Origin of the sequence: Pseudanabaena sp. UWO311 (genome assembly GCF_006937785.1) — a bacterium.
Taxonomy (GTDB): domain Bacteria; phylum Cyanobacteriota; class Cyanobacteriia; order Pseudanabaenales; family Pseudanabaenaceae; genus Pseudanabaena.
The window spans coordinates 126025-144035 of the sequence record NZ_SJEE01000005.1 but is presented as its reverse complement, the minus strand read 5'-3'; the positions used below and the strand labels follow the sequence as shown (position 1 = coordinate 144035).

At 43.0% G+C, this 18011-nt stretch carries 16 protein-coding genes; 4 read left to right on the top strand and 12 right to left on the bottom strand.

Annotated elements, in window-relative coordinates:
- Positions 1 to 32: 32 nt before the first annotated feature.
- The gene (locus tag PseudUWO311_RS06465; RefSeq protein ID WP_142654381.1) at positions 33 to 626 is read left to right on the top strand and encodes an ATP-dependent Clp protease proteolytic subunit; all 594 of its coding nucleotides are present in this window, start codon (positions 33 to 35) and stop codon (positions 624 to 626) included.
- Between the two features lie 477 nt (positions 627 to 1103).
- Here the strand turns inward: PseudUWO311_RS06465 and PseudUWO311_RS06460 are convergent, their stop codons facing one another.
- Positions 1104 to 1445, bottom strand: a complete 342-nt coding sequence (locus PseudUWO311_RS06460; protein ID WP_223807468.1) for a hypothetical protein — start codon at positions 1443 to 1445, stop codon at positions 1104 to 1106.
- 114 nt (positions 1446 to 1559) lie between these two features.
- Here PseudUWO311_RS06460 and menC point away from each other — a divergent pair, with 114 nt between their 5' ends.
- Positions 1560 to 2579, top strand: coding sequence for an o-succinylbenzoate synthase (menC, locus tag PseudUWO311_RS06455; protein WP_190303416.1), 1020 nt, complete (start codon positions 1560 to 1562; stop codon positions 2577 to 2579).
- Positions 2580 to 2783: 204 nt separating this feature from the next.
- Here the strand turns inward: menC and PseudUWO311_RS06450 are convergent, their stop codons facing one another.
- The 10 genes from PseudUWO311_RS06450 to PseudUWO311_RS06405 form a co-directional block, all read right to left on the bottom strand.
- Positions 2784 to 3155, bottom strand: a complete 372-nt coding sequence (locus PseudUWO311_RS06450; RefSeq protein ID WP_142654378.1) for a hypothetical protein — start codon at positions 3153 to 3155, stop codon at positions 2784 to 2786.
- Between the two features lie 87 nt (positions 3156 to 3242).
- Positions 3243 to 3536, bottom strand: coding sequence for a DUF3593 domain-containing protein (locus tag PseudUWO311_RS06445; protein ID WP_142654377.1), 294 nt, complete (start codon positions 3534 to 3536; stop codon positions 3243 to 3245).
- Between the two features lie 103 nt (positions 3537 to 3639).
- Positions 3640 to 3948: a DUF2499 domain-containing protein gene (locus tag PseudUWO311_RS06440; protein ID WP_142654376.1), complete on the bottom strand. Its 309-nt coding sequence runs from the start codon at positions 3946 to 3948 to the stop codon at positions 3640 to 3642.
- Positions 3949 to 3990: 42 nt separating this feature from the next.
- Entirely contained in the window at positions 3991 to 4968 is a 978-nt protein-coding gene (locus PseudUWO311_RS06435; protein WP_142654375.1) for a carbohydrate kinase family protein, read from the bottom strand.
- A gap of 8 nt (positions 4969 to 4976) precedes the next feature.
- On the bottom strand, positions 4977 to 7568 hold the full coding sequence (cphA, locus tag PseudUWO311_RS06430) for a cyanophycin synthetase (RefSeq protein ID WP_142654374.1): 2592 nt from the start codon (positions 7566 to 7568) through the stop codon (positions 4977 to 4979).
- A gap of 228 nt (positions 7569 to 7796) precedes the next feature.
- Positions 7797 to 8972 (bottom strand): GNAT family N-acetyltransferase, encoded by a 1176-nt coding sequence (locus tag PseudUWO311_RS06425; protein WP_142654373.1) that lies wholly within the window; start codon positions 8970 to 8972, stop codon positions 7797 to 7799.
- Between the two features lie 177 nt (positions 8973 to 9149).
- The gene (locus PseudUWO311_RS06420) at positions 9150 to 9986 is read right to left on the bottom strand and encodes a carbon-nitrogen hydrolase family protein (protein ID WP_142654372.1); all 837 of its coding nucleotides are present in this window, start codon (positions 9984 to 9986) and stop codon (positions 9150 to 9152) included.
- 137 nt (positions 9987 to 10123) lie between these two features.
- Positions 10124 to 10798, bottom strand: coding sequence for a phosphate signaling complex protein PhoU (gene phoU, locus PseudUWO311_RS06415; protein WP_142654371.1), 675 nt, complete (start codon positions 10796 to 10798; stop codon positions 10124 to 10126).
- Between the two features lie 303 nt (positions 10799 to 11101).
- Complete coding sequence (locus PseudUWO311_RS06410; RefSeq protein WP_142654370.1) at positions 11102 to 11575, bottom strand: GNAT family N-acetyltransferase; 474 nt, start codon at positions 11573 to 11575, stop codon at positions 11102 to 11104.
- A gap of 121 nt (positions 11576 to 11696) precedes the next feature.
- Positions 11697 to 12560 (bottom strand): acyl-CoA desaturase, encoded by an 864-nt coding sequence (locus PseudUWO311_RS06405; RefSeq protein ID WP_142654369.1) that lies wholly within the window; start codon positions 12558 to 12560, stop codon positions 11697 to 11699.
- A gap of 123 nt (positions 12561 to 12683) precedes the next feature.
- On the opposite strand from PseudUWO311_RS06405, the gene PseudUWO311_RS06400 reads away from it, so the two are divergent.
- Both PseudUWO311_RS06400 and PseudUWO311_RS06395 read left to right on the top strand, forming a co-directional pair.
- A complete protein-coding gene (locus PseudUWO311_RS06400) occupies positions 12684 to 13922 on the top strand; it encodes a TetR family transcriptional regulator (RefSeq protein WP_223807467.1) in 1239 nt (412 codons plus the stop codon).
- Positions 13923 to 14288: 366 nt separating this feature from the next.
- Positions 14289 to 16454 (top strand): IMS domain-containing protein, encoded by a 2166-nt coding sequence (locus PseudUWO311_RS06395; protein WP_142654367.1) that lies wholly within the window; start codon positions 14289 to 14291, stop codon positions 16452 to 16454.
- A 132-nt stretch (positions 16455 to 16586) separates the two neighbouring features.
- Here the strand turns inward: PseudUWO311_RS06395 and recA are convergent, their stop codons facing one another.
- Entirely contained in the window at positions 16587 to 17726 is a 1140-nt protein-coding gene (recA, locus tag PseudUWO311_RS06390) for a recombinase RecA (RefSeq protein ID WP_142654366.1), read from the bottom strand.
- Between the last annotated feature and the right edge of the window lie 285 nt (positions 17727 to 18011).

Sequence of the window (18011 nt, the reverse complement as noted above, 5' to 3'; positions counted from 1 at the left end):
TAATTCCTAATTCCTAATTCTTAATTAAACCTATGCCTATTGGTATTCCTAGAGTTCCCTATCGCTATCCTGGTGATTCCTACACGCAGTGGATTAATATCTACGAGCGTTTGTCGATGGAGCGTATCATCTTTTTGAGTGGTGAAGTAACAGACGGTATGGCAAATGCAATCATTGCTCGCCTGCTTTACTTTGACTCTGAGGATCAAACCAAAGATATTTACATTTATATCAATTCTCCTGGCGGATCGGTTTCAGCAGGCTTGGCGATCTTTGATACGATGCAACATATCAAGGCAGATGTGACCACAATTTGCGTTGGGTTAGCAGCGTCGATGGGTTCATTCCTATTGATGGCTGGTGCTAAAGGTAAGCGTTATGCTTTACCCAATGCTAGAATCATGATTCACCAGCCTTCAGGTGGAACCAGAGGTCAAGCCTCAGATATTGAGATTGAGGCGCGGGAGATTATTCGCATTCGTCAAAAGTTGAATGAAGAATATGCCAAGCGAACAGGACAGCCTCTAGAGAAGATTGAGCGCGATATGAATCGTGACTACTATATGTCTTCACAAGAGGCTCTAGCCTATGGCTTAATAGATCGCGTTCTTGATTCCCCACAGTAATTCCACAACCCCCAAACCCAAAAAAGCGACACTTTGTGCCGCTTTTTTGGGTTTGGGGGTTATATCTACAGAGATGTGCATTCAAAAGAACCACAATAAATTTTTGGAACAAAAACTACTTTAAGTAGAACTTAATATTGCTGTAGCTATAAATTCTTAGAATGATGATGCATTTTAAGAATTTATACAAAAAAGAGTTGCTGCGTAAAGCGCAGCAACTCTTTTTTGTTTTATGTCTTAGCTTATGTGGCGACAGCTATATACCAATTCTTGAAATTGTAATTATCCTTTCAAGAATTAAAAACCAACCAGAGGAAGGTTTCTAACTCTCAAAATGACATTGCCATTTTGAGAGTTGGTATTACGTGGAACTCAGATGATGAATCTATTACTTACTGCTAGCGACGCAGAGCAATCTCCCCGTGGTTATCCTAGATTTTATCATCATAAGAATTCCTTCTACGTAACATCTGTAGATTAATTGAAGACAATTGGATCATCTAGATTTTTGCAGAAATCGATATAAGATGGCTCACTTTCACTACCATCAGCAAATCGAGCTTTAATCCATTGCTTACATGATTGATTGTCAGTGGAACTGTCCCAAACTATCTTAGTATTTTCGCCTGGAGTTATACCTGAACCAATATCAAAAAATCCCCAAGTTTTATTTGGCTCACCAACCAATAGCTTTTTGATTGTAGAGTTACTGCTATTTTTGACATAGAAGTACCACTGATCAGCAGAAGCGGAAGCAACGTTTGCCACCAAGCTGAAAGCTAGTAGGCTTGCAGAAACCAAAAAACTTTTCTTAATCATGATCTTGATCTGTCTAAAATCAATTTGTAAATATGACTATAAACTATAAAATCTTATTTGCAACATAGATTGCTATTCATATAACTTTTGTATAACTTTTGCTCTGGCTTAGCTGTGGCTTTTATCGTTCAATCTCTTCAATATCAACCTTATCGACTTGCTTTTCGCGAACCATTTCAAACAGCATTAGGTAAACTTTCCCATCGAGAAGGATTTATTGTTGAGATTTGCGATCGCAAATCAGATGATGGTTTTCAGCATATTGGTTTAGGAGAATCTGCGCCGCTTAGTGGGTTTGGGATGGAATCTCTTGCTGAAACTGAAAGAACTTTAAGAGAGGCTCAGCGATCGCTAATTAATGTAGAGATTCATAATCTTAATGATATTGAGAACTTCCTTTCAAAATATGATCGTACCCCTGCTGCGAAACATGGAATTGAATTAGGATTGCTCAATTTATTATCACAAGTTCAAGGTATATCTATTTCTCAATTACTAGCTAATTCCTTCTCTGGAATAGTTCGTGATCAAGTTTCTATTAATGCAGTAATTGGAGTGATCGCACCAGAGATAGCGGCAACAAAAGCGAGAGAATATATTGTTCAAGGTTATCGTTGCCTGAAAATTAAATTGGGAACTGAGGATTTTGGAATGGATTTGCAACGAATAGAAGCAGTGCGATCGCAGGTTGACGCTCATATCCAAATTCGGATTGATGCAAATCAAGGATGGTCAGTGTCTGAAGCGATCACTAATTTAAAAAAACTTGAATTTTTGCAAATCGAATATGTCGAGCAGCCTGTTGCTGCTTCTGATTTGTTAGGTATGGCAGAAGTCAGGCGAGCGCAATCAATTCCAGTTGCTGCTGATGAGTCAGTAAATAACCTCTCACAATTGCAGCAAGTGATTAATACTCAAGCCGCCGATATTATTATTCTTAAACCAATGGTGCTTGGCGGTCTCATCACCGCACATCATGCAGCTGCGATCGCTTTTAAAGCTGGTTTAGACGTAGTTGTGACAACGACAATCGACGGCGCGATCGCTCGTCAAGGAGCTTTTGATCTAGCTGCTGCCTTACCAATTAAGCGAGCATGTGGATTAGCCACTGGTCATTTGCTCATAGAAAGTTAAAGAGAGCGAATTGCGCTCTCTTTAACTTTCTATGAGCAATAAAACCAAAAACACAAGTGGCGGCGCTTCGCGCCGCCACTTGTGTTTTTGGTTTTGATTTGTTCTAGCTATTTTCTTATTGCTATATGAGCAAATGCCAGACTCTTGGAAGATTTGGATTGAGTTAAACCGAAAATTAAAGACGGAGCTTTGCGCCGTCTTTAATTATTTTTCGCGCCGAGATGTGCCAGACTCTTGGAAGATCTGGATCGCGTTAAGTGGATCGCTAATAAAAGTACCAGACCGATTCACTTTCTGGGGAGAAGCGTTGTAATTACCAGGGATGACTGGCTGAATCTCCTCAACGTCGAGATTAATATTTTGAATTTTGAGATCTGAGCGCGGAGAATCTCTTTCTATTGAAAATTGATCAGTATTTGTAGGAGAGATCGGCTGACCTTGAGCAGGACGCAGGCGATCGGCATCGCCTCTTTGTGGTTGCGTTGATTGAGAAAGTACTGGACTAACCATAGTGCTAGCGATCGCTAGCACTGCGATCGTCAAAACCTCAGAAATGCGTTGATAATGTCTGTTCATAAATTCCTCGCATTGGCAGTCAGCGATATTAACTACAATAATCGCTCATTATATTCACAAAGATTAGATACGCTCAAATTGTCAACTCTAATCTTTAGGTTTAATTGCATTTTTAAGCGCTTTTTTAAAACCTAATACCAACAAAATATTAGTGATGGTCAAGAATGACTCGGCGCTGCCATGCAACCAATCAACATTGGCTAAAGCTTTGCCGTAATGGACTTGTGCATAAATTCCTGCGGGAATTGTAATCGCCACAAATACTAATGTCCCATAAAATCCCCAAAGTCCCAGTTTGGGAAATTGGCGAGATCTGGTGGCAAACCAGAGAAAGGCAAGATAGGGAAATAGAGATAAACCGAATAAGGCTTCTTTGGGCATAGTTTTTCATAGCTGTTAGCTATTGGCTATTAGCTATTAGCTCTTTAAATTTACAATTTGTAAAAAAAGCTAACAGCTAAAGGCTAACAGCTAATAGCTCAAATTACGATTGAGGTTTTGTGTTGGCAATTTTCCAGATAAAGTAGGCTGCGATCGCAAGAGTGGTATTGCCAATTAAAGTTAGTGCGGCTTGCACCGTAACTAACCATTCTAAAGAATCAGCATTATCAAAAAAGTGCCAAGTCACGGCGCACATCGCACTGACTAAAGCAGGAAACATTGCCCATGCTAAGTTACGCCAACCGCAATCAGGATTTTGCTTGTCGTATTGCCAAATGAGCCAAATTGCTAAAGTCCACTCAATTACGCTAGAAATATGAATTACCCATGTGGGCAAAGATAAAGAGTGCATAGCAAATGATTGTGGCGCTTCGCGCCACCAAAATATATGGTTTTAATGTTTTGTCTCTCGCATGGCGAGAAACTCGCGAATTTGCCGATCGCTTGGTTGAGCAGCGATCGCACCCATATTTAGTGTAGCTAAAGCACCTGCGGCGCAGGCATAAGCGATCGCTTCATCGGCAAACTTAGGATCGAGCAAATGGGTAAGCGGACGGTGATAAATCTTATGAATAAAGGCTGCTAGAAAAGCATCCCCCGCACCAGTTGTATCAATCGAATGAACAGGGAAAACAGCATGTTTTGCCTGACGTTCGCCCAAATAGTAGCGACAATCTTTATCCCCATTGGTGAGTAAAATTCCTTCGAGATGGCTATAGGCTTGAGATATTGCGGCAGGACTAGTGAGACGAAATAATAACTTAGCCTCATCCTCAGTCATCTTCAGAAAATCGGTGTATTTCAGCAAGACGGGTAATAGTTTGGCAACCTGCTCAGGATTTTTCCAGAACATCGCCCGCCAATTGACATCAACTACCACCTTTACAAAGTTTTCTTCCGCCAGCTTTAGAGCACGACCGATCGCTCTAGATGTTTGCGGACTAGATAAGCCCAATGTGCCCAACACCAAAAACTTGGCATCAGCAAATAAATGCTCAGGCAAATGTTCGGCAGACATTAAGGTGTCTGCATATACAGTTTGAGCATCGCCATTAAAGCGAGCAAAACTGCGATCGCCTTGGGCATCGCGGGTGACATATACCTCGCGAGTAGTGGATTCAGGATGCACTTGCACGCCTGAAGTTTCAACACCTGCTGCCCCCAACTGTTTGAGCAGATCGGTTCCTGCGGCATCTTGGCCAACGCAGCTAATTAAACTTACTGGCGTTCCCAGTTTGGCTAGCCCACAGGCGACATTGGCAGGCGCTCCACCAAAATAAGGCTTCCAAGAGCTAACTAGCTCATAGGGAGCACCAATATCTTCAGCTATTTGATCGATTAAAACTTCGCCAAGACAAATTACACGCGGCATAGCGGACTTTACGACGACATTTTGGACTTTCGCGATTCAATAATAGCAATAGCTGAATCCACTTTATCGGGGAATACCACAACTAAACTACTTTGAGGGGCGCTATCCAAGGCGGCTGTGATGGCTTCCGATTCGTCAAGAATTGTAATACAAGGAATATTAGGATTAATTTCTTGAACTCCCTGACGCAATAAATCGGCGACGACACGAGGGGCACGACCACGAAGATCCTTATCTTCTTTAATAAAGATCTGCCCAAACATATTTGCCGCTAGTTGCCCTAATTCGATGATATCCTCATCGCGTCGATCTCCAGGTGCTCCAATCACACCGATCGCTTCACCTTCCCATTTCTGGATAAAATCTGCGATCGCTTTAAATCCCGCAGGGTTGTGAGCATAATCGACTAACGCATGATATTTGCCTAAATTAAATAAATTCATGCGTCCGGGGGTTTGCTCAGTCGAAGCCACAAATGTGGAAAGCCCTTGACGAATCTCTTCAATCTGTACGTCTTGACAGAATGCGGCTAGACTTGCTGCCAGAGAATTTTGAATATTGAAGGCAGCACGACCACCTAGTGTTAAGGGTACGTTGACAGCTTCTTCGATTCGCAGCTTCCAATCACTTTTTAAGATAGTTAGATAGCCTTGTTCATATACTGCGGCAAGTCCACCTTGCTCGATATGAGATTTGATTAAAGGACTATCGGGATCCATACTGAAGTAAGCAACCTTTGCATCCACTTCTTTTGCCATGGCAACAACCAATGGGTCATCAGCATTCAGTACAGCATAGCCGCTCGGCAATGTTGTTTTGACAACTACGCTCTTAAGCCTTGCCAAGTCTTCAATTGTGTCAATGTCACCAATGCCAAGGTGATCGGCGGCAACGTTCATAACTACACCCACATCGCTACCATCAAAACCTAATCCCGATCGCAAAATGCCGCCTCTAGCTGTTTCAAGAATCGCAACTTCAACGGTGGGATCGCGCAGGATTACCTGAGCACTGTATGGACCAGTGGTATCACCCTTTTCAACCAAACATTCACCAATGTAAATACCATCAGTGGTGGTATACCCGACTCGTTTGCCAGTTTGCTTGAAGATATGAGCTATTAGGCGTGTAGTAGTAGTTTTACCATTTGTCCCTGTGATCGCTACTATCGGCACTCGCGTAGGTGATCCAGAGGGAAACAGCATATTTATGACTGGCGCGGCAACATTACGCGGTGTGCCAATACTTGGAGCTGTATGCATTCTGAATCCAGGAGCTGCATTGACTTCCACGATCGCACCATCAGTTTGGCGCACAGGCAAACTGATATCTTCAGTGACCATATCGATGCCCGCAATATCCAGACCGATAATTCTTGCCACGCGCTCAGCTAGCCAAATATTTTCAGGGTGAATCTCGTCTGTACGATCAACTGATACGCCACCTGTACTTAAGTTTGCCGTAGCTTTGAGATAGCAAATCTGCCCCGTTGGAGGTACGGATTCTAGCGTAAAGCCCTGTCTAGCGAGGATATCCATGCTCGTGCGATCAATCTCGATGCGGGTCAAGACGTTATCATGCCCATCGCCACGGCGGGGATCTTGGTTCGTAATTTCAATCAATTGCGAAATTGTGGAAACACCATCCCCTGTAACATTTGCTGGGACTCGCTCAGCAACAGCTACAAATTTGCCATTGATCACCAATATGCGATGATCCCGTCCAGTATGAAATCTTTCGATAATTACTTCTTCAGATACTTCTTGCGCCATATCAAAGGCATCAATCGACTCTTTGATATTACGTATATCAATGGTGATCCCGCGACCATGATTGCCATTTAACGGTTTAATTACAATCGGAAAGCCCCCTACTTCGGCGATCGCATCTTCTAGATATTTAGGCGATCGGATCGTTGTTCCCCTTGGCACTGGAACACCTGAAGCCCGCAAAATACTCTTTGTCCCTTCCTTGTCACAGGCTAACTCAACCGCTAAGATCCCCGTCTTATTCGATAAAGTTGCCTGAATTCGACTCTGATGTACTCCATATCCAAGCTGAATCATGGCTCGGCTACCAAGTTCTAACCAAGGAATATTTTGGGCTTTAGCTTCGGCAACAATGGACTCAGTACTTGGACCTAATTGACCATCAAGACGAATATCTCTTAAATCCTTGAGATCCTCTTGCAACTCGGTAGTTGCGTAGGTTCCCGTTTCTAAAATGTTGGTACAAATCCTTACGGCAGCTCGTGCCGCATAACGTCCAGCACCTTCGGTTTGATACTCAAATACGACTTGATAGACATTTTTTTCAACAGTTTGTCTAATTGTCCCAAAATCCACCTTCATGCCAACATAGCCTTGAAGTGCGATCGCAATATCTTTAACAATTTCTGCCAAGAAATCAGAGTCACTGATATCAGGTCGCTGAGCGATGTCTTTCCCCGCTAGACTTGGTAAAACTTTGCATAAATTTTGATAAAAGCTAATTCGTTGTACTTGAAAATCCTCTAAATCTAATCGCACAACTACAAGCTGATGTCGTTGGATACTCCAATAATTTGGACCACGTAATGTCTGGATTTTGAGAATTTTCATAGTCAAGCGTTTTAAAGGTGCATCCAATGCCTAAATGTCCAGTGTCTAATCCTAGCGATCTTGTGGATCTTCATTTTGTATAAATTGAACCAAAATCAGATTGATTAATCACAATTTATACAGCATATTAGGTGATTTTCACAGAATAACTAACCAAGTATTAGAGTGGGCATTGCCCACCTTAAGGAATGTAGGGGAGGTCTTGCCCACCTAACTTACCAAGCTTAGTTAAAGTGACTCATCAGTGTGCTGATGTTGTTGTGGCAAAGTTTCAATTCGCCCAGGAATAGGCTTTTGGGTGGGTTGTAACCCTGACAACATGCGCGAAAGCTGCAAGCCATCAAGTACAGGCTTCGTCTCACGAATTTTGTGCCAAACCGATCGCGCCATCAGCAAAGAATGTCCTTGTCTTTGAGCATGAATTCCTTCTAAATAATCTTCGCGTTCAGGCTGATAATCGGCTGAAGATAGTTGCAAGCTGACATTTTCAGCTTGCTTCTCAGGAGATTGCTTAATCACTATTTGAGCAATTTGCGAAGTGAGTTCAGGATAAAGCCATGTGTAAGCAGGATGAACCGTGAGCTGACAATGATGAATCAATTTTTCATCGGGCTGGTTAACGGTCGGGCGTTGCAACAGCAGATAAAAGTAACCGATCGCTGCTTTACGTTGAGGCTCATAGACATAGCCCGATACATCTTGCAAATGATTGATTAGCAAAGAACTGTGATTGACAAGTTTGTCGATAGTCTTCGCCCGAAAATCATCGATATTGAGATCGTAAACTTGGCGAATGTGTGGGGGCATCGCAGCTGTATCGAGCTGATAAAGCAGGCTAGCATCAGCATTGCTGACAGGCATCAAATTTGGCAGATCAGGAGAATGCTGAGCAAGTTCGTGCAGACTAGCGGTATCAATTTCCCAATCGGTAAACTGAGCCAGTGGCTGAAATCCATTTTGTCGATAGAGCGCGATCGTATCTTTTTGGTTAATGTCAACCTGTAATACCCATGTCCGCGCTTCTAGGCAAGATTCTAGACAATAGCGAATGAGTTGCGTGCCCACATTATGCTGACCATTTTGAGCTTCTGGCAAAACCACGACGCGATCAATCTGCCAAGTACTACTGTTGTTATTGAAGGGAGAAACCCGAATAAAGCCTTGGATGATGCCATTACATTCAGAGACATAGGCTCGCACATAGGGCTTGAGCAGGGTTTGCACAGGTGCAGGCAACCAACTGGCTAGCTGGTGCAAGCTGATTTTTTGGCGGCTGCGACAACCACTGAGATCACTGACCGCAATTTGTTCTAGATCATTGGGAGAGGCAAATCGCTGGATGATCTCTAAATCGCGGTGTTGTAGTGGACGGATTGTATTACCAAGTACTGGGAAAGGTTGCATAGCTACTCATGCCAGAAAGGGATTTGATCAAAGCTGTAAAAATCAGCACAAATCGTTGATTATGATTTTAATACATATTTTTTGAATATCGTTCTTTAGTCCATCGGCAAAATTAGAAAAACTAAAAACTGTACCGCCCGCGCAGCGGGCGGTACAGTTTTTAGTTTTTTCTTGTTCTTAAGAACAGGAAAAAGTCCGATGTTGCAGGGATGGCATCTGGCGACGAATTTGGTCGATGCGCGAAGGTTGAATTTCGGCGATCGCTACACCAATGCGATCGCCTGCATCAGCGAGGACAATGCCCCAAGGATCGACAATCATCGCATGACCGTGGGACTGGCGGCGCGGCGTATGCATTCCCACTTGAGCAGGTGCGATCACATAGCTAGTATTCTCAATTGCTCTAGCTTGCAATAAAACTTGCCAATGATCTTTGCCAGTAAAAGCCGTAAAAGCAGCAGGAACAAACAATACATTTGCACCATGCTGGGACAGATGACGATAAAGTTCTGGAAATCTTACGTCATAGCAAACTGATAGCCCTAAGTTGCCATATTTCTCGGACATATATACAGGTGGAGACTCAGTGCCTGCTAGCACCGTAGCCGACTCTTGATAAGTATTGCCATCAGGGAGGTTCACATCAAATAGATGCATCTTTCGATAACGCGCTAATTCTTCACCTTCACGCCCAATCAACAAGGCGGTGTTGTACATTTTGCCGCGATTACCATTATTGCTTTCAGCAACAGGCACAGGAAAACCACCACCAAGTAACAAGATTTGATAGCGTTGAGCGATCGTAATTAAAAACTTTTCGCTCTTTTCTGCTATTTCTGTAGAAAGTCTTGTCTTTTCGTTCTCATCTCCTAAAAACGAAAAGTTTTCAGGTAGACAAACTAATTCTGCACCTCGATTCACTGCCAGTTGGATCAAATCTTCTGCTTGAGCAAGATTTTTATCTACATCAGAGACACTGGTCATTTGTACGGCAGCCGCCAAATATGACTTCATTTCAATCCTTAAAACTTTCCCACATAAATTCAGATGTGCTGTAAAGCACTTAACTTAGATTACCGCGCTATAGCGCTTGTGCTCCTATTTTTTATTTTATAAAGAGAGTCGGGGCAAAGCCCCGACTCTCTTTTCCTTTAGCCAAGCTTGCCAGTGACAATATAAGCAACTCGCTGCCCCACATTAGCGGCATGATCTGCCATGCGCTCTAAATGGTGAATTGCTAATACCATCAGCATTATAGGTTCCATTGGCTCTCCACCAAATAGCTTTTGAGCCGCTAATAAGTTATAGATTTGCTTGTAGTCGTCGTCAACAGCATCATCCTTCGTCTTAATTTGCAAACCAATATTTTCATCAAGGTTAGCTAAGGCTTCTAAACTCATGGCAAGCATGGCTCGACAGCGATTGGACATTACTTGCAATTCGCCGAGATAGGGAGATGGAGGATAAGTAAAAAGTTTAATGGCAATATCACCAAGGTTTTCAGCGTAGTCTCCAATCCGTTCAATGTCGCGGATCAGTTGCATCAAGGCACTTAGTAATCTAATATCGCGAGCAACTGGCGACTGTAAGGTGATCAATTCAATGCAATCGATTTCAATTTGGCGATAGATTTGATCAATTTGTTTGTCTTGAGGATCAATACGAGTTGCAGCTTCAAGATCGCGCTCAAATAAAGCTGCATGAGCTAAGAGGAATGAATTTTCGACAAGTGCTCCCATTCGTAAAGAATCTTGTTCTAGGCGATGCAGTTGGCGTTCAAATTCGCTCCTTGTTCGTTTTTGACTTAGATATGAAGTTTCGTTCATTGGCTCCCACCAAATTTAAATGGGATGAAAAACTATTCTAAAAATGGTTTATGACAACGGACACCTTTTGGTTACACTCCCATAAACCATTTGAGGTCTTTATCTTTAGATATCTTTACATAACTTCTAGAGATCGACAGTGTTTGTAAATACTATAAAAAAAATAAGAGGTAATTCATAGATATACATAACTAATTACAAACCAAAACCCGCAAAGTTTCTCCCCGCAGGGTAAAAGCTTTAAGGGTTTGGGTAATTTATTTTGTACAAGTACTGAGTATGAAGTGCTAACTCTTAATACTTTTATTTAAAAACATTTGTTGGAACTAATTCAGAAGTTGTAAGATGCCGATCGTGATCGCCATCCCCGTTAAATAAAACCAACGTGGTTGAAGAATTTTGCTCAAAGCCAATCTGCTCGTAAAATTTTTGCTGATGAGTGGTCATCAAATAAACACGCTCAACATTGCAAACATTGGGATGCGCTAACACTGTTTGGACTAACTTCCGACCTAAGCCAGCACCCCGATAGTCGGGATCGATCACCACATCCCAAATTGTCGCCCGATAAATGCCATCACTAGTAGCGCGAGCATGTCCGATTAGGCGACCGCCATCCCACACTGTTACGACTGGCTTGGAGTTCGCAATCGCGAACTCCAAGCCTGCCAAGGTACGTTCCTTTGCCCAAAATGCCCCTAGTCGAAATAATCCTTGTAACTGTTCTAAATCGACTTCTTCATGGCGATCGCTAAAGCGAATGTGGCGATGATCCATCTGCTTATTTTCCCGCATTGATTAACCCATTTTGTATTAGGTTTACATACTACTGATCCCGTCAATGTATCTATTTTTGCTAGATTTCTAAAAAGAAAGGGCGCTAAGCGCCCTTTCTTTTTTATTTAGCTTGCCAAGGCTCAGGTAAGTAGACTTTCTTCGCCAAGCCGACTGCTTGCAGCAAATTGATTACACCCCAAGTTGGATCGATTTCCCACCATTTCAAGCCAGAACGCGCCGACTTAGGAAATGCATGGTGATTGTTGTGCCATCCTTCGCCGTAGGTCAAAATCGCAGCCCACCAAAGGTTGGTGGAATGATCGGAGGTTTCCGTAAAGTTTTTGTAACCCCATTTGTGACAAGCCGAGTTAATCAACCAAGTGCTATGCCAAAGAAACACTGAGCGTACTGCCACACCGTACACCAAAAATGATGCACCTAGTCCAGAGAAAACATATTCTCCAACGACATAGAGCAGTGCGGCGAGTGGAACTTGCAACAACAAGAAGTAAACATCTAAAAACTTGTAGTAAGAATCGTTAGCCAGATCAGGGGCAAATTTACTGTAATTGGAACGCTGAAAATGCTCAGGCTTGGAGTACATGATCCACATCATGTGGCTCCACCAAAAACCTTTGTTTGCCGAGTAGGGATCTTTTTGATTATCTTCTGTAAAACCGTGATGTTGACGATGTCCGCCCACCCAAAATACTGGACCACCTTGTAGTGCAAATGCGCCGATAGTAGCGATGATGTATTCCAGCCACTGAGGCACTTGAAAGCTCCGATGGCTAAGTAAGCGATGATATCCTAAGGTGATGCCGATGCTGCCAAATAACCAATGCAAGAAGACTGTAAGGATTACAGCTTGCCATGAGAAGTAAAAAGGCGCAGCTAGGGCAGCGAGATGAAAAACACTGAAGAAGGCAACATTTGTCCAGTTCAGGTTTTGTTCTTTTGAGATGGCTTCAGTAGTGGCGGTCATGAAATAATAACTTAAGGGGTGGTGAGGAGATGCAAGTATCACTTACAGTTATATTAAGTTTAACTGCTTTTTAAGTAATAATGCAAGTATCACTTGCAAATCATCTCAATGGTACATGCTCTCATGTCTGTATCTCGAATTCCTACTCGTCAACGCATAGTCAATACAGCCCTAGAGTTGTTTGCTAGCAAAGGAATCACCGAGACAACTACGCGCCAAATCGCGGACTTCGCTCAGGTCAATGAAGTAACTCTATTTCGGCATTTTGGAAATAAACATGGGTTATTGCTAGCGGTATTGCAAGAATGTCTGCAAAAATATTTGGTGTTGGCGCAAGTGGGAGAGTCGCTCATGGTGTCGGATATCTCTAGTCAGAGTGATTTGCGGAGATTTCTCAAATATTACATTCAGAGTTCGTTGCGGGCTCTTGAAAGTGTGCCTGAATTGGTGCGATCGCTAGTTGGCGAGGCAGGACAATATCCTCTCGAAAGCCGACAAGCATTGGCGCAAGGTATTAACCAAGTTAATCAAACGATCGCAACTGCTATCAATGATGTATTGGTCAATTCGCGCTTGCAATATTCTTTGCCCCCGCTCAAGCTTGCTAACTTATTGAATACTTGTATTTTGGGCTACGCGGTGATCACTTTAACCAGCGATGTGCAGGCAATTTGGCGTGATCGCGACGAGTTTGTCAGTACGCTTGTCGATATGTTTATTCAAGAAGTTAACCCGCTCGCCCAAGCGCAACCAATTAACGATATCTCTGCGGAGACTGTACGCGAAATCCTGTTACAAGCTAAAAAATGTGGGGCAAAGGACTATGCGATCGCTTATTTGCTGTTTGGGGCAGGGCTGACGGCACTCGATATTACTCGTTTGCGATTAAAAGACTATCAGCACCAAGCTAACCACGGAATTTTACTAACTAGGGATGCTACTGGTAATGAGAGATCAGTACCACTCAATCAAAAAATTCTCGGTCATCGCTATGGCTCGGCAACTAATAATCCTCTTAGTGCTTACCTTAAGACTCGCAAGAATGAGTTAAAGGATCTAAAAGATCTGAAAAATATTGAGGATGTTGCGTCTTTGGTTCTTAGTAGCGACGGTAAACCACTTTCCCTAGAAGAGATCGAGCAACTTTGGGAGCGTTGGACACAGCCCTATCGAAATTTGAATGGCTCACCTTTAACAATTGATCAAGCAAGACATACTTGGTGTCTTGAAATGTTATCGCGGGGCATTGATGTCGATAGTTTTTGCATCATTAGCGGTATCAAGCCTAAAGAATTGCTAGCTTATCAGACCCGTCTTAATCAAAAGTTAGCGATTGATAAAGCGATCGCTCTTGACTCTTAAAAATAAATTACCAAAACCCTTAAGGTTGCGCCCAACAGGGGCGCAACCTTAAGGGTTTTGGTTTGAAATTAATTATGTCCATCTACTGATAAAGTGCAGCTATTGATGAAACCAATTTTGTGGTTTGCAGTGCCTACGTCGCTGCAAACCACAAAATCGGTTTTGGTGACTTTTTTGCTATTTCCACCAAGTAGATTAACTTAGTGTATAATTCGGGCGTTTAATGTACTTAAAAGATTAAGTACATTACATCAAATGTTCTTAGTGCATTAGATACGGAGCATCTTTGATTTGAGAGGCAAACAGGTTGGCATTATCGGAGTTCAGATCGGCATTTCCAATTGAAGTTTTGGGTAGAGAAGCAAAGTGAGAGTTCCTCTAGACTGTTACCGTATTCTAGGTTTAACACACCTATCTGGGCTAGACAAAGTCCATCAAGCCCATCGAGATCGCCTGCTCTCTATGCCAAGGCGAGAATATTCTGATGCAGCGATCGCCTCGCGTAAGCGCATCATTGATAAAGCTTATGAAACTCTGACCGACCGCGATCGCCTTAGCGCTTCAAGTGAAGGTGATGCATTGGAGGTAGATAGCGATCGCCCAGTTTTGACATTGCCACCTCAAATTGAAGCTGACGAAAAAGACTTTGCAGGGCTATTACTGATTTTGTATGAACTCGGCGAATCCGAGAAAGTCTTATCTCTTGCTAAACCTTATTACGATCCTGAAGAAGCCGAATATCAGTCGGCAAGAATTTCGCCTCACGATCCTGATTTACTTCTCTCTGTATCGCTTTCCTATCTAGATCTTGGACGTGAGTATTGGAAACAGGGACAATATGAATCTGCCGCTTCATCTTTAGAATCGGCCCAAGAAATTTTATTGCGAGAAGGATTATTTCTCAGTATTCGCAGTGAAATTCAAGCCGATCTATTTCGCCTCCGCCCCTATCGAATCCTTGAATTGTTAGCATCTCCTGATAATCATACGGAAGCGCATCGCAAAGGCATGTCACTTTTGCAAGAGATGCTAGAGGCGCGGCGCGGTATTGATGGCTCTGGCAATGATTATTCCAGTCTCGGTATTGACGACTTTTTGCGATTTATTCAGCAATTACGTAGCTATATGACTGCGATCGAGCAGCAAACCTTGTTTGAAGAAGAAGCCCGTCGTCCGTCTTCTGTGGCAACCTATCTCGCAGTATATGCGTTGATTGCGCGTGGATTCTCACAGCGTCAGCCCGCACTAATCCGTCGCGCAAAAGGCTTACTAGTTAAACTCAGTGCTAAACAAGATATTTATTTAGAAAAAGCTGTATGTGCTTTGTTACTGGGGCAAACGGAAGAAGCAAGTGCTGCGATCGATCAGAGTGGCGAAGACGATCAAATCGCATATATCCGACAAAACTCTGAAGGTGCGCCCGATCTTTTGCCAGGACTATGTCTCTACAGCGAACGCTGGCTGCAAGAAGAGGTCTATCCACATTTCCGCGATCTAATGAGTCAAATCGTATCGCTTAAGGATTATTTTGCGGATGAGCAGGTGCAAGCATATCTAGAAGAATTACCTAATACTGGTGCAATGTCATCAGAATGGACTTCGCCAGTGGGAGGCGATCGATTGTCAGCAATGTCTTCGCTCGATGAGTCACCACCTGCAAATCGAGATTTTGATCTTAATCCTGCAAAGAGTGCCGTTGCTGAGCCAAAACTATCTACTTACGCCCCTGAGACACCTAATCGCTTTCAGCGCTCTGCGACTCCAGTAATTGAGCGACCTGCTGCCTATGCTAATGGTAGTCGCAATATAGCGCGAGATCTTCCTAACACTCGTCGCGCCAGCAATGTGCCACCTGCTAGAAATTCGACAAGAGCTGCTAATGAATCCGTCAGGGAGATTAAGCGTCCATCGCAAGTTCATACTTCAAGTCACGCATCATTACCAAAACGCAAGTTTAATGTTGGTCGTTTAGCAACCGTAATTGTTTTAGCGATCGCTGTGCTTGCTGGCTCTATTTGGTTAGTTGTTTGGGCTGTTCGTGCTTTAACTGGTGCTCCCCAACCACAGCCTATAACCTTAGAAAAGCCAATCACAAATATAGTCCAAGCCCTTAAGGAAAATAATGCAGCCCCAGTTGCTCAACCAGGACCTTTGGACAAAGAAACTGCTACCAAAGTAATCGAGACATGGCAAGCTACTAAATCAAAAGCTCTTGGCAAGGGATATGAAGACAATCTTTTAGAAGAAATTTTGATTGATCCTGCTCTTAGTGATTGGAAAGGACGCGCTAAAGAACTCAAATCGAGTAACTCATATTTGCAGTACCAAACAAAATCAAGTGCAGTTGATTTTGTTACGCCTGATGGCGATAGTAAAGCTAAAGTAGTTGCCAAGATTTCCGAGTCACGCAATTACTTTAATAATGGCGAACTTGACCGTGGAGCATCAAAAGATGATGCCAGCTATACAGTTGAGTATGATTTGGTAAAAAAAGATAATCGATGGCTAATTAGGGAAATGTTGGTTTTCTAAATTAAAAAGTGGCGCTATGTATCATTTTTGATCTATCCCAACCACAAAAGTGGTGACACTTTTGTGGTTAAAAACCAAACCTCGTAAGGGTTTTGAGATTACAAAATGGCAGAGCCATTTTGTAATCTAGTATTAGAAGTCTTCTACTATTAGTTCATCATCTTCAGGTTCAATTTCTTCGGGGACTACTTTTGTCGCCGAAACCTCAACACCTGCGGATAATTTTTCGCGTACTTGGCGTTCGACATCTTGAGCAAATTCTGGCTTGTCTTCCATGTATTTGATCGTATTATCTCGGCCTTGTCCGATGTTGTCGCCTTGATAGCTATACCAAGCACCCTTACGCACGATGATGCTCATTTCTTCGGCGAGATCGACTAGGCAACCAACCGTAGAAATTCCTTTCCCAAAAATAATGTCAAACTCGGCGATCCGAAAAGGTGGCGCAACTTTATTTTTAGCAACTTTGACCTTGGCGCGAATCCCATATTCTTCAGTGCCCTTTTTGAGGGTTTGGATGCGACGAATATCTAGACGTACAGAAGCATAGAACTTCAGGGCAGTTCCGCCTGTGGTTACTTCAGGGCTGCCATAGGAAACGCCGATTTTTTGCCGCAACTGATTCAAGAAAATGACGATGCAGTTGGATCTGCCGACATTGGCCGTGATCTTACGAAGGGCTTGACTCATTAGTCTTGCTTGCAACCCAACGTGGGATGCGCCCATTTCACCTTCGATTTCAGCACGAGGCACGAGGGCTGCCACAGAGTCGATCGCAATGATATCTACTGCCATCGATCGCACGAGGTTATCGACAATTTCCAGTGCCATTTCGCCTGAGTCAGGCTGGGAAATCAGTAGGTTATTAATATCAACACCTACAGCAGCTGCATAAGTTGGATCTAGGGCATGTTCAGCATCAACAAAGGCGGCAATGCCACCACGTTTCTGGACTTCGGCGATCGCATGAAGTACTAGAGTGGTTTTACCTGAGCTTTCTGGCCCGTACACTTCGATGACTCGACCTTTGGGGAGTCCACCACCTAGGGCAAGGTCGAGAGGTAATGCGCCGCTAGGGATGGTCTCAACACGCATATTGGTAGCATCGCCAAGACGCATGATTGCGCCTTTCCCATGATCCTTCTCGATTTTTTGCATGATTGCATCGAGCGCTTTCTTTTTCTCAGGGCTGATGTTTGTCTTTGCAGCTTGAGCGATCGCAGCAGTCTTATCAACTTGACTATTTGCCGTTGCAGAAGAATTTTTCGCCATTGCCGTTCGAGGTTTAGTTCGTTTAGTAAGTCTGCCTCATTATGACACTAAGCTTCTGCATTTGAGGTGTTAAATTTGTGCTGAAATTTAAGTGACTACCTTGATTTTGCTAGCATTTAGATATTTGTACTAAAAATCTTCAATAAAAAGACGTAACATTTGTATGATCTCTTGTTCATCAAATTAAGTTTAGTTCCAATCCTGATCTTGAACCCAGATATTTGCCCTGACATGAATATGAGTTCGGTGAATTTTCTATAATTTGAAAAGCTATTTTTTAAGGTT

Excerpts from the sequence above, each read along its gene's own strand:
- PseudUWO311_RS06465 (WP_142654381.1), top strand. The coding sequence starts at position 33 with ATGCCTATTGGTATTCCTAGAGTTCCCTATCGCTATCCTGGTGATTCC.
- PseudUWO311_RS06460 (WP_223807468.1), bottom strand. The coding sequence starts at position 1,445 with ATGATTAAGAAAAGTTTTTTGGTTTCTGCAAGCCTACTAGCTTTCAGC.
- PseudUWO311_RS06450 (WP_142654378.1), bottom strand. The coding sequence starts at position 3,155 with ATGAACAGACATTATCAACGCATTTCTGAGGTTTTGACGATCGCAGTG.
- PseudUWO311_RS06445 (WP_142654377.1), bottom strand. The coding sequence starts at position 3,536 with ATGCCCAAAGAAGCCTTATTCGGTTTATCTCTATTTCCCTATCTTGCC.
- PseudUWO311_RS06440 (WP_142654376.1), bottom strand. The coding sequence starts at position 3,948 with ATGCACTCTTTATCTTTGCCCACATGGGTAATTCATATTTCTAGCGTA.
- PseudUWO311_RS06435 (WP_142654375.1), bottom strand. The coding sequence starts at position 4,968 with ATGCCGCGTGTAATTTGTCTTGGCGAAGTTTTAATCGATCAAATAGCT.
- cphA (WP_142654374.1), bottom strand. The coding sequence starts at position 7,568 with ATGAAAATTCTCAAAATCCAGACATTACGTGGTCCAAATTATTGGAGT.
- PseudUWO311_RS06425 (WP_142654373.1), bottom strand. The coding sequence starts at position 8,972 with ATGCAACCTTTCCCAGTACTTGGTAATACAATCCGTCCACTACAACAC.
- PseudUWO311_RS06420 (WP_142654372.1), bottom strand. The coding sequence starts at position 9,986 with ATGAAGTCATATTTGGCGGCTGCCGTACAAATGACCAGTGTCTCTGAT.
- phoU (WP_142654371.1), bottom strand. The coding sequence starts at position 10,798 with ATGAACGAAACTTCATATCTAAGTCAAAAACGAACAAGGAGCGAATTT.
- PseudUWO311_RS06410 (WP_142654370.1), bottom strand. The coding sequence starts at position 11,575 with ATGGATCATCGCCACATTCGCTTTAGCGATCGCCATGAAGAAGTCGAT.
- PseudUWO311_RS06405 (WP_142654369.1), bottom strand. The coding sequence starts at position 12,560 with ATGACCGCCACTACTGAAGCCATCTCAAAAGAACAAAACCTGAACTGG.
- PseudUWO311_RS06400 (WP_223807467.1), top strand. The coding sequence starts at position 12,684 with ATGTCTGTATCTCGAATTCCTACTCGTCAACGCATAGTCAATACAGCC.
- recA (WP_142654366.1), bottom strand. The coding sequence starts at position 17,726 with ATGGCGAAAAATTCTTCTGCAACGGCAAATAGTCAAGTTGATAAGACT.